The 12651-nt window shown below is 34.6% G+C and carries 10 protein-coding genes; 1 reads left to right on the top strand and 9 read right to left on the bottom strand.

Annotation, left to right across the window (positions count from 1 at the left end; translation table 11 throughout):
* Positions 1-599: 599 nt before the first annotated feature.
* The 4 genes from NST76_RS06830 to NST76_RS06815 form a co-directional block, all read right to left on the bottom strand.
* Complete coding sequence (locus NST76_RS06830; RefSeq protein ID WP_271912685.1) at positions 600-1508, bottom strand: ferrochelatase; 909 nt, start codon at positions 1506-1508, stop codon at positions 600-602.
* A 118-nt stretch (positions 1509-1626) separates the two neighbouring features.
* Positions 1627-2397, bottom strand: a complete 771-nt coding sequence (locus tag NST76_RS06825; protein ID WP_271913550.1) for an ABC transporter ATP-binding protein — start codon at positions 2395-2397, stop codon at positions 1627-1629.
* Positions 2398-2401: 4 nt separating this feature from the next.
* Positions 2402-3430 carry an iron ABC transporter permease gene (locus NST76_RS06820; RefSeq protein ID WP_036127100.1) on the bottom strand — a complete coding sequence of 343 codons (1029 nt, stop codon included), beginning with the start codon at positions 3428-3430 and terminating at the stop codon, positions 2402-2404.
* A 21-nt stretch (positions 3431-3451) separates the two neighbouring features.
* Entirely contained in the window at positions 3452-4423 is a 972-nt protein-coding gene (locus NST76_RS06815; RefSeq protein WP_340810181.1) for an ABC transporter substrate-binding protein, read from the bottom strand.
* 221 nt (positions 4424-4644) lie between these two features.
* Here NST76_RS06815 and NST76_RS06810 point away from each other — a divergent pair, with 221 nt between their 5' ends.
* The gene (locus tag NST76_RS06810) at positions 4645-4971 is read left to right on the top strand and encodes an antibiotic biosynthesis monooxygenase (protein WP_036127104.1); all 327 of its coding nucleotides are present in this window, start codon (positions 4645-4647) and stop codon (positions 4969-4971) included.
* Between the two features lie 582 nt (positions 4972-5553).
* Here NST76_RS06810 and NST76_RS06805 read toward each other — a convergent pair.
* From NST76_RS06805 to isdC, 5 genes are all read right to left on the bottom strand, one after another.
* Complete coding sequence (locus tag NST76_RS06805; RefSeq protein ID WP_342544835.1) at positions 5554-8658, bottom strand: NEAT domain-containing protein; 3105 nt, start codon at positions 8656-8658, stop codon at positions 5554-5556.
* 379 nt (positions 8659-9037) lie between these two features.
* Positions 9038-9808 (bottom strand): ABC transporter ATP-binding protein, encoded by a 771-nt coding sequence (locus NST76_RS06800; RefSeq protein ID WP_058843346.1) that lies wholly within the window; start codon positions 9806-9808, stop codon positions 9038-9040.
* 15 nt (positions 9809-9823) lie between these two features.
* Complete coding sequence (locus NST76_RS06795; protein ID WP_036127110.1) at positions 9824-10792, bottom strand: iron ABC transporter permease; 969 nt, start codon at positions 10790-10792, stop codon at positions 9824-9826.
* Positions 10793-10813: 21 nt separating this feature from the next.
* A complete protein-coding gene (gene isdE, locus NST76_RS06790; protein WP_330493514.1) occupies positions 10814-11737 on the bottom strand; it encodes a heme ABC transporter substrate-binding protein IsdE in 924 nt (307 codons plus the stop codon).
* Between the two features lie 72 nt (positions 11738-11809).
* Positions 11810-12502 carry a heme uptake protein IsdC gene (isdC, locus tag NST76_RS06785; protein ID WP_082673684.1) on the bottom strand — a complete coding sequence of 231 codons (693 nt, stop codon included), beginning with the start codon at positions 12500-12502 and terminating at the stop codon, positions 11810-11812.
* Positions 12503-12651 lie beyond the last annotated feature (149 nt).

Below are 12651 nucleotides of genomic sequence, written 5' to 3'. Positions count from 1 at the left end.
AATATAATAGCTGAACAAAATTAAAGCTCTATCAGTGTTAAATTCTAGGTTAATAATTAGTTGATTGCTAAAATTATTTTGTCTAAATCGATTAAATGAATATTAGCCCCAGTCCCCTAAACTTTATTCACAAAAATATTTAAAAGCTATTTTCTATCATCAACTAACTATCTCGCATTTTTTAGCAATATTATTTAAAAACGGAGCAAGGAACAGTAATAGAAGTGTGCTTAAACTGTATCCGCTGCTTTTCTAATTTTAAAACAATAAAGCCATCTGACACCAATTCAATATCGGTATCAGATGGCTATATCTTCTTATTTATAATGACAGGGCGAACGACTATTACACAATGTTCATCCTTTAAAGCAGTTTGACGACCAGCAATTTTGCTCCAGTGAGTAACTTCATCTTCACTAATATTTTGCTGCTTCAGACGGTGGATTTAAAGCGTCTTTTAGTTGTTCGTCAGTTACATTATAGTCATAAAATTTGGCGTTATAATACAAGAAACTCCATTAAACTAAGGTATGTTGTCGCCTTGGCTAAACCACTACATCCGTGGGAGCGCTTCGGTGTTGTAAATAATTGAGCCTTTATTATTGTGCCGCTGGAATAAATGATTCAACAATGGTAGCTAATGCTTGAATGGTATCGTAGCTGTCACCTGGAAATTCCGCTTGGGCAAAATCAACTTGAAGTTCTTCACAAATTTTTTGACATTCACTTCCGATTTCAAAATAGGATTCAATATCCGCAGAAAGTGAAAGGAGTTCACATGTGACAAAACCTTGAGCACCTTCTGCATGTAATGTTTTAATCTTTTCCTTTACATCTGGAGCAAGCCAGTCACCTTTGCCATGACTACTTCGATAGGTAATATGCCAGTTATCAATTTGAGCAGCTTTTGAGATGGCCTCTGCTAATTCGGAGAATTGGCGTACATACAGTTCATTTCGTTCAGGATTAATCGGCTGACTATGCACGGTATATAAAACATGAGTGTGCACTCGTTTTTCAGTGGGAATCCATTCATAGGCACGATGAACACGATCTTTATAAACAGCAAGTAATTCTGTATTTAAATGCCAATTTTGACCACTTATAATAGTAACATCATGAGAAGCTAGCAATGCACTTACTTCATCATGAAACGCAGCAGCACCTGAAGACATAATCGGATTTACAGGTAGCGTAATAAAAGTTGAGATACCATCTTCAAGCATCGTGTTAACAACATCTGGAATGTAAGGTTCTGTATGTTTGTAAGCATTATATACTTTTACAGGCTGGGCTAAGCGTTGCTGTAAAGCATGTTCCAGCCCTTTAGCAATACGGCTCGTATTGGCTGCTAACGGATCAACACCACCTAATTTTTTAAATTGCGCTGTAATATTTTCAATCACATGAGGTGGTGGCGTTTTACCATTCATAATATGTGAAAAATAAGGTGTAACATCGTCTAAAGATTTTGGTGCGCCATAAGCGTAATAAATTATACCAATCATTTTTATAAACTCCTTTACTTCAATGGAATAAGTTAATTTTATATGTGCTACAGATGCTTCATAAATTTCAAATTACTATTTCTAACAGAAGCATCTTGTGACCATAGAAAAAATACGTTCATTTACAAGAACTTGAACACAATTTTACTGGGGTAAAGACAGGATTTCCATGCTGCATATAAATTTCAGCATCAATTTCAAAAATGGATTGAAACATTTCTTTACATATTACACAATGGGGTGAATCATCATAATGAATTTTCCCATTTTTTAATACAATTAGACGTTGGCTATTTTGTGCGGCTTGGTTAATATCATGCAACACCATGATAACGGTCATATTGTATTTATGATTTAACTCTTTTACAAGCTCCATCACTTCTAATTGATGAGCAATATCTAGATATGTTGTTGGTTCATCTAATAGCAAAACTTTGGGATGCTGTGCTACAGTCATTGCAATCCAAGCACGTTGGCGTTCTCCTCCAGACATCGAAGGTAGTACCCGATTTTGCATGTGATTCAATCCAGTTACATCAATTGCCCAATCGACAATTTTTATATCCTCTTTTGACAGCGACGTTTTCCCTCCACTATGCGGATGACGCCCAAATTCAACTAACTCACGCACCGTTAAATCTAATTGATGATTATTCATTTGTGGGAGCATCGTTAATGTTTTAGCCACTTCTTTAGACTTCATTTCATGAATATTCCGCTCATCTAAATATACTGCCCCACTATTCGGCTTTAAAAGACGTGAAATTACACGTAATAAAGTTGATTTTCCCGAGCCATTTGGTCCTATTAAACTAACAACTTCTCCTTCATTGATTGTCAAGGAAATATCATCTAACTGGAAGTTGGTGAACTCATGTTGGTAATTGATATGCTCAGTTCGTAGCAATGGAATTCCCCTTTCTATGAATTAAATACAGGAAATATGGCCCTCCGATAAATGCTAGTAAAATGCCAACAGGAAATTCAATAGGATCAAATACAGTTCTCGCAATTGTATCTGCGAAAACAACAAGTAAGCCACCAGCCAATGCAGAAGTAGGTATTAAATACTTATGATCTCCACCGATAATTAATCGTAAAATATGTGGTACTACCAAACCTACAAAACCAATTAAACCAGCAACACTTACTGCAATCCCTGCTAGTAACGTACTTAATACAATTAAAAAAAATCGACTGCGTTCAACATTGTGTCCTAAAAGACTTGCCATTTCATCGCCTAGACGCATTATACGAATATGTTTAATCGCATAAATTGATAATATAATAGCTACAAGGACATAGTAGACAATCATCTCTAATTGCATCCAACCAACACCCGTTAAACCGCCTGACAACCACGGCAATACAGATTGTACACGATCACTATAAAGAATCATTAATGCATTTGTTCCTGCACCACAAAGTGCATTGATGGCTACCCCAACTAAAATAATTCGCATTGGGGATGTGCCACCTTTTTTCACCGATAATGAATACACAATCATTGCCGCTACAAAAGCACCTAAAAAAGCTGCTATAGGTAAGTAAATAATATAGCCAGGAAATACAACCATAACCGCTACAGCCATCATTCCAGCGCCAGAAGTAATTCCAATAACTCCTGGATCGGCTAATGGATTTTGCATGACTCCTTGTAAAATCGAACCCGCAATAGCCAAGCAAACACCAATAATCATACCCGTTAGTATACGGGGCATTCGGATTTCCCAAACAATTCGTCGTGCCATAGTATCTTCTGAACTAAAAATTCCATTAAACACTTCACTTACTGAAAACGAAACTTGTCCTATCATAAGGCTGCCAATACTCACAATGATTAATAGTATAGGTAACACAATTAGCGCTATTTTTCGTTTTTTAGCAAGTGGGTGTGCATATTTTTCCGCTTCTGCTATCATCGTTATTTCCCCACAATAAAATTATTTAACTGCTTCTTCAGCTGTCTTTAAAAGCCCGCGCATATAGTCAATAGCTTCTACAACTTGTGTACCAGGATTATCAAACAATTCTGCTGGTAAAATAATAATCTGTTTATTCTTTACTGCATCTAAGTTTTTCCACGCTGCATTTTCTTTCAATTGTTTTTCAAAACCTTCTTTTACTGTTGCTGGATTGGCGTGCGTAATTAGCATAATTATTTTTGGGTTACGTTCAACAATTTTCTCAACACTTAATGTTGCGTATGTTGGAAACTTATCTGTCGCTGGTAAATCAGCTGCTATATTTTTACCACCTGCCTTATTTAAAATATCTCCGTATAGTGAATTATCAAGCGCGGCTAAATATGTACCTGGTGCACCGTAAACAATGAGAGCATCTAACGTTGATTTTGTTGAGCCTTTTGCAATTTCCTCATCAATTTGTCCAACTAACTTCTCCGCTTTTGCTGTGTTATTAAATAATGCTCCATATTTTGTAATCGTCTTTTTTATATCATCTACTGAATTCATATTTGAGTACACAATTTTCGTACCTGTAGCTTCTACCGTTTTAGCGAACTGCTGGAAGCTAAGTGGCACAATAAGTATTTCCGCATTCAATGCAGCAATTTGCTCAAATGATGGTTCATGTGGGTTACCTATCTCTTGAATAGCTTTTACTTCTGCCTTCATATCAGATGTAATCGTTGGTCGACCAGTAACGTTTGCACCTAATGCAAGCAAAATATTCATCATTCCTGGATTTAATGTAGCAACTGAACTCGGTATTGCTTCAAATTCATGCTTATTTCCAAGGTCATCTATTAATGTTACCGCCCCCCCTGTTTCAACTTGTTGTTCCATTTCTATTTTATCTGTTGAAGCACCCACATCTGCTGGTTTACTTTCCTCTCCACATGCTGTTAATACTAATGCTAACGCACCTACTAATAGAAATTTAAACTTCTTCATGGTAACTACCAACCCTTTCTTTTTTTAAAAAAACCAAATTGAAATTGATAATCATTCTCATATAGTTGTTTATGATTCTATTTGAAATAAAAATAATTGTCAACAAACGTTTTTAATGTTATTTTTTAAAATTTTTTATTGCATAGCCAATTAATGTATGTTTTAATTGATAATGAAAATCAATATCAATTAAAAACGTCATAAAGGGGTCAATATAATAGATGATTACAGTAACTAACCGTTTTTTAGTAAAAAAAGGTTTTGCTCATAAAATGGCACCATTATTTATATCTGATAAAAATTTATTGAACTGGGAAGGGTTTAATAAAGTTGAAGTGAACGTTTGCTCTGAACCAGAAGATCACGATGAAATGAACGTTATGATGTTCTGGGATACAGTCGAGCAATTCAAAGCATGGCGCGAATCAGATGACTTTAAAAATTTACACCGTCGTGAAGAGATTGGTAACAAAGAAAACAATGAGTCTTCCCCAATAATGGGTAACCGGGTTGTTATTTCAGAAATTGCTGCAACTTTAGTAAAGTAGCAGCAATTTCTGTACAAGGATTTCTTAAAAGGATAAAGATGTGCCAGCTCCCTCTTCCATCTGTAAGATTAACATTACACATATCAGTAAAAATACAAGAATAATAACTATACGTTCTTAGACGTTTTTCATCGAGTTTACAGCCTGGCATTTCAAACTCGCATCGTTTAAGAACGTTTTTTAAATTATTTTATAAAACCTCCACAATAATTTATTGTGGATCCTTCTTCTAAGACAACAGTTTTTATGAACTATTTTCAAAATAAATCACCGTATTTCTACTTTTGCAGTTAATATTGGCCAAATTTTATGTTTAGAACGCTTCCCTTAACATTCGCATGTCTTCACTATAAGATTAGCCTAGAAAAGTAAATGCTTGTTTTAGGCAAACAAAAAAAATCGGATGTATAAATGTTTAAAAAATGCAATTCAATTTCTACTTGAATTGCATTTTTTTATTGGATGAGGCGACCCCCTTCGGCAATAGCTCAAGCTGAAAACCTCATAGAAGCACATGATATAGTCACCTCATCCAACTGTTAGAGGAGTTTATGGGATAGTAATAGTATCTTGCTTTAATTATTAATCAATTAAATTGACTAATTCTAGTGATCGTTTTAAAACCTTCGCCATTTGAGCACGTGTTAAATTACTTTCTGGATTTAAATAGCCATTAGACCCTGTCATAATGTCTAGTGCCTGTAATTCCGATACGGCTTGCTTTGAGTAGTCAACTACTTGATTAGCATCTTTGTAGGATAAGGCATTTTTATCAACCGTTACTTTATAGCCTTTATATTCAAGCATGCGTAAAATCATTGCCGCTGCTTGCTGACGTGTAATATTTGCTGTTGGGTTAAATGTTGTGGCATTTACACCTGTTACAATACCTACCTCTGCAAGTGCTTGTACTTCATTTTCAAACCACTGACCTTTAACATCTTTAAACGCGGTTGCTTTAGCAGATTGAATATTTAAAGCTCGAGCGACCATTACTGCAAATTGTGCACGAGTTATATTTTTATTTGGACTAAATGTTGTAGCTGTTGTACCTGTTGAAATTCCAGCAGCGTATAAAGCTAAAATTTCATCTTTGCTGAATATATTACCAATATCTGTAAAAGGATTTTTAATATTATCCGTTTTCTCTGTATTATTAGAGTTTGTTGTTTCTTCCTCTAAAGTTGGCACATCAAACGTAAAGAATAATGTGTACGCCCCATAACCTAAACTACCTGAATCTACAAATATTTTCGTTACGCCATTGCGATCTTGAATTAATGGTAAACGTACAACACGTACTTGATCCATTTTTTCGCCTGTAGAACTTATCACTTCGATTTTTTGTTGCTTACCATTTTCATCAATATAAGCAAGTGTTTCAAAACCATAAGCTTTACCAATTAGTGTCATTTCAATATAACGTTTACCGTCAAGTGTTACTAATTCAGCTTTCGTGAAGTATGGTGCTAAATAGTTTGTAATAAAATCAGCCATATTACCGTTTGGATCAGCCACCATTTTATACGTAATGGACTGACGAGTATTCTTTTCATTTGTCTTTGTTGTCGTTGCTGATACATTTGTGGAAATCGTCTTATCCGCCGTTATTGCTTCAAAAACAAGATTATCTAGTGTAGCAATTTCAAATGAAAGTGTTGTTGTTTTTGCAGTTGCAATCGGTACTAATGAAGCTACTTTATTCGACCATTTTGCAATTTCTTTACCGTTTTGTTTGACAATAAAATTTTGTAAGTTATTTTCAATATTTAATGAAAGCATAACTTTATATTTGTTATTTTCAAATACTGTTTTTGCTTTTTGTAGGAAGACAGCTATCTCTTTTGTATTGTTTGCAAATTCAAATTTAACTACTCCCTCTTGACTAAAGTTCCCTGTAGTACTTGTATTTGTTCCGCTATTAGTTGAACTACCATTTGTTGAACCACTATTAGTTGAACCACCTGTACTTGGGAATGTTGTACTATCATTAATCTTTGAAAGTGACGCTTCTTCAAATTTTAATAGAATATTATAGTCATGATGATAGTTAAGATCCGCAATATCGACTTTTACCCACGCATTTTGAAGAGTAGCTAAATTCGATACTGTAAATTGCACTACTCGTACATCATTTGTATCGCTAATTGTACTAGGTGTTGCACCATTCACTGTAAATCCAGTAATCCATGAACTATTTTTTAGTGTTAATTGAACTTGATAGGAAGAGCCATTTTTCACTACATATGCTTGATTATCAACATATGTGTTCATAATAGAGCTACCCGTACCTGATTCATTTAAGAACGTAAAGTTCACTGTATACAGCCCATTAGTTGATTGTTCATTGTTTTCAGTGTTAGAATTGTTATTGCCACCGGTATTTGAATTATTATTGTTCTCCCCAGAACCTGATTCACTGCCGTTGGTATTTCCTTCCGAACTATTCTCCTCTTGCTTAGCAATCTCACCCGTTAATAGTACTTTTTCAACTGTCGTACTCATTGTGGATGCATTCCCATTTCGCTCAGTTGTTGACGTGAATGCTAAATTTTCTAATGAATCTACTGTAAATTTAATGACATTTTTCGTGTCCCCTGCTGTCCATTCTGCAATCATTTTATTTCCTTGTTTTACAGAAAAGCCCTTCGTTGTACCATTTACAACTAAATTAATTGTTACAGCAATTTTATTGTCTGCTGTTTTTGTAGCATATGCTTGTCCTAAAAGGGATGCGATTATTGTATGAGCAGGTGCACCAGAGCTAACAGGTGTCAGTCCAAACTCAATTACTTGATTGTTCGAGTTGAAATGCTCAGGTAAATATACAATTTGTTCTTTTATCGGTGCAAAATCAAACGTAAACGGTGTTGCTGGATACTTGTCACCTGACATAATCACTGTAGCCTTTAAATCAGCATCTAATTTTACCTTTATAACACGTACTAATGAATTGCCTTCTCCTTCAGAGCTTACGATTTTTACGTCTTCTCCGTTTTCACTGCCTACTTTTAGTGTCGTAAATGCATATGTGTGACCTGTTAGTTTAATATAGGCATATTTTTCTTCACCAATTGTCGCTAAATCAGCATAATTAATATAACTTTTAAAATACGTATCATATGTTTTATTATTTGTTAAAAATGTGAAAGGAACGTTTTTTGTAATAATTTCATCTTTGTTATCTTCTGGTTGTTCTGTTGCTTCATCACATACACGATTAACTTCCGTAACATCAGCAATTTTTAAATACACTATATAGTCATGATCATACGATAGCATTGGAATATAAACATCAACCCATGCCTTTATTGTTTGCTCATATTGATCGACTACGAATGTGTAAATATCGTTACCATTAGTGTCTGTTGTTTTTTCAATAGCTTTTTTTAATTCTCCGCCAGATTCTACTTTAAAATCCTGGTACCACGCTGTATATGCTTGTGGCACAGTAATGTCTACTGTAAATTGACCATCTTTTTGTTGAACAGTAGCTTCCTTTTGAACATAGCTATTCATCATTGAATCTGCTGTTTGCTGTTCGTTGAGCATTTTGATATTTGCCGAATAGTCAGCTACGCAGCTAGATCCGGTATTCTCTTCCGCCTTTACTTCCATTCCCAAGCCAGGTAATACTGCACCTAACATCAACACTATCATTGCTACATATTGTAAAAATTTCTTCAATACTCTAACCTCCTGAGTTTTTTAATTATTTCAACCTATCCTAAGCGTTATTACCTCCTTTTGTATAAACAATTTAACTAGTACTACCACAAACCCAAATGATTCCCATTCTCAATTAAAATTAAAAGAAAAACATCTATTAATTACATGGATGTTAGTGAGTAAATCTACCTTTTTAATTGATTATGATTCTCATTCTCACCAATTATAACTCACAAACTATTATTGTCAAGAAAGTTAAAATATGTTTTTTATTTTATTTTGTGTAAATAATGCTAAATAACATACTGTCATTGAAATATTTACTGTAAATTTAAAAGGATTAAAAATTTACCTTCATTAACTCTAAGAAGCTGCTAATCTGTCTCATATAATTTTCCTAAATGCTTAATGGAATCATATATGTACCAACACTTTCATGCGTTTGAATAATCACTTCTACACCATACACTTCTTTCATCCGTTCTGCTGTTACGGTTTCTATAGGTGCACCTTCGCATAATATTTTACCGTCTTTCATCAAAATAATATGATCGCTATATTTTATTGCTTGATTAATATCATGCAACACCATCACAATTGTTAGAGCATGTTCTTTGTTCAATTTCTTCACTAACTCCATTAATTCTATTTGATAAAAAATATCTAAATATGTTGTTGGCTCATCTAAACAAAGAATGGATGATTTTTGAGCAAGTGCCATGGCAATCCAAACACGTTGACGTTCACCACCCGATAATGCATCCAATTTACATGTACGTTTCTGTGTTAAATTTGTTGCTGACAGTGCCCAATTGACTGCCGCCTCATCTTCTTCAACATTTCTTTTCATTAATTGTTGATGGGGTACCCGTCCATAAGCAACTAGTTTTTCAATCGTGATATCTTGCGGCACTGAATTTTGCTGATAAACAATGGCTAGTTTTTTCGCAAATTCCTTGGCCTTGTATGTCATTATATCCTTCTGTTCTAACGTTACTGATCCTTGTTGCGGCATATTATTACGTGAAATAACACTTAATAATGTTGTTTTTCCACAACCATTCGGGCCAATAATCGTCGTGATTTTTCCCTTTTCAATAGTTGTCGTAACCCCATCTAAATGATTTTGCTTCTGATCATAAGATAGTTTAATTTGAGAAACGTTCAATACACTCACCTCTCTTTATTTATCTTTTCGAATTAAGAAGATTAAAAATGGTCCACCGATTATCGCCATGATTGTGGATGCTGGTATTTCCAGTGGCGCAACTAATATTCTACCTAATGTATCGGCAGTTAAAATTAGCAGGGCACCAGCTAATGCCGAGAATGGTATTAACCATTTATGATCTGATCCTACTAACCTTCTTGAAATATGCGGTACTAATAAACCGACAAATGCAATAACACCAGCTGTAGCAGTTGAAATAGCCGCTAGTAATACCGCTATCGCTGCAATAAATAGTCGTGCACGTGTTACATTAAAGCCTAGACTCTTGGCCGTTTTATCTTGTAAAGCCAATAAATTGCACCAAGAGGCTATTAGAAGAGCAGCTAGTAAACCAATCAAACCGTAAAATGAAATTAAACGTACATCACTCCAAGTTCGCATCGATAAATTAGAGCCACCTACACCGCCAACCATCACATTCATATAGCTACATAGCGTAACAAAGGCTTCTGTTAGACCCGTAAACATCGCATTAATCGCAATACCCACTAAAATTATTTTCAAAGGATTTAATCCTGATTTCCAGGACAACATAAATACTAAAAAGCAAGCAAAGGCTCCTCCAAAAAAAGCTAATAATGGCGTAAAGAAAAACATCATTGGAAATAATGTAATGATTAATAATTGTACAAATGATGCTCCCGCTGAGATGCCAATTACACCTGCATCGGCTAATGGATTACGCATAACTGCCTGCAATAATACGCCGGAAATGGATAATGATGCTCCTGCAAATAAAGCAACAATAATCCGTGGAAATCGTAAATCTTTAATGACTGTGTAATTTGAGTTTTCTTCCCCAAAAAGAGCCCTAATAAACTCCATCGTATCCATTTTAATAGAGCCAGTAATGGCTGAATATATAATAACGACTAAAAGTAATAGACTTACAACTAAAAAACTACTTATTTTTTTATTCATCTCAGTCCTCTACATTTCTCATTATGGATACATAATGTTAATTAATTCTTCTAGCGCTTGAGGTACTGCAAGCGTTGCTGTTGTGCCAAATAACGGTTCATCTAAATCATAAACACGTCCATTTTTTACTGCGTCAAAATGCTTCCAAATATCATTCGTAGTAAATTCCTCATTAAACATTTCCACAACTTGTTCAGGCAGACCATGTGCCAGACGAATAATAATATCTGGATTGCTTTGTTGTAAAAATTCCGTATTAGACGGTAAATATTCCGGTTCTTGCCCGCTCATCACATTTTGACCTCCAGCCAATCTCACTAAGTCTCCAATATATGAATTTTCTGTTGCCACCAAATAGCTACCTGGAATGCCTAATAAAATCAGCACCTTTGGTGATTCATTTAATTCTGCCTTCATTGAAATGGCTGTAATCTTTCCTTCTAGCTCCGTCACTAGCTTCGTGGCCTCTTCTGTCCGTTTATATTTTTCTCCAATTTCTAAAATAGCAGCTTTCATACTATCAATACTCTGTAAATTCACATATGAAGCATTAATACCAACTTCATCAAATGTCTTTTTCAAATCTGCCTCCAACGTAGTCACTGAGAAAACCTCTGTTGGATTCAAGGATTTTACAATTTCCATATCAGGTGACATCGGACTACCAACCTCGGGTAAACCCTCATATCGTTTAGGTAAATCATATATCGTCGTAGGAATAGCGACGGCATCTAAATTTAGTGCATCTAAAATATGAGCAACTGCAACTGTCGTTGGAATAATTCGATTTTCATCTTGAACAGTTGTCTTATTTTCATCCTTTTTTTCTTTTACCTTATTTTCATTTTCCTTAATTGAATTAGTACATGCTGAAAGAACGACAAAAATAATACATAGCACCACCATATGTAACTTTCTACTATTTACTTTTGTTTCTTTTATCATGTCCATTCACTCCTTTTAAAAAGCACCCTACTCCTACCTGAGTGAAGTAGATGAGGGTGCTTCCGAAATATTTCAATGGATTTCTTCCTTCATGCGTTTTTTAAAATTAAATAGGATAAATCCACTGACACAGAACAATAAAAGTATACCTATTGGAAAAGCATCACTTGTTTGTGGATTTACTTCTTTTTCTTTAACTGACGAAATATCTGTTTTACCAGTATTATCTGTTTTTTTAGTCGTGTTAGAGTTATTTTGTACTGTTGTAGCTGCTACTGCACTACCATCTTCGTTTTTCAATGATGCCGCATCCCATACAAAATCTACTGTATATTCATGATGATAATTTAAGTCATCAATGTCCACCTTCATCGTAACAGCAGTTTTCGATGTATAAGCAGGTAATGCAAATTGGACGATACGTGTATCCTCTGCCTTATTTTCGCTGACGACTTTATTACCGCCTGTACTTGATTGAAATTTCGTTATCCACGCACTTTTTTTCATCTTCATTTGTACAACTGAAGTACCATTCTGAACAATAATTGTTGCAGGCTTCAAAAAGTAATCATTTGCCATCGAAGCAGATGAAGAATCTGGTTTATTCACTTGGTAATTGATTGTATATTTCCCATCTGCAAGCGCAGCAGAAGCATTTAAATTAGGTGTAACGAAAATTGTTAAAAATGCGACTAACATTACTGAAATTAACCTTTTGATAGTAAAACCCCCTTTCAATTGATAATCATTATCAACACTATGCATATAAAAAGGGATATTAGAAAATATCCCTTTTTATTATTCTGCGTGTTCGACATATTAATTATGATAATGATAATCATTATCACTAATTGAATGATATTATGTATACATTAATTTGTCAATACTAATACAAAATAGATTATTTTTCCTAA

Origin of the sequence: Lysinibacillus sp. FSL W7-1291 (assembly GCF_038593415.1) — a bacterium.
Taxonomy (GTDB): Bacteria; Bacillota; Bacilli; order Bacillales_A; family Planococcaceae; genus Lysinibacillus; species Lysinibacillus fusiformis_D.
This window is presented reverse-complemented; position numbering and strand designations above follow the sequence as displayed.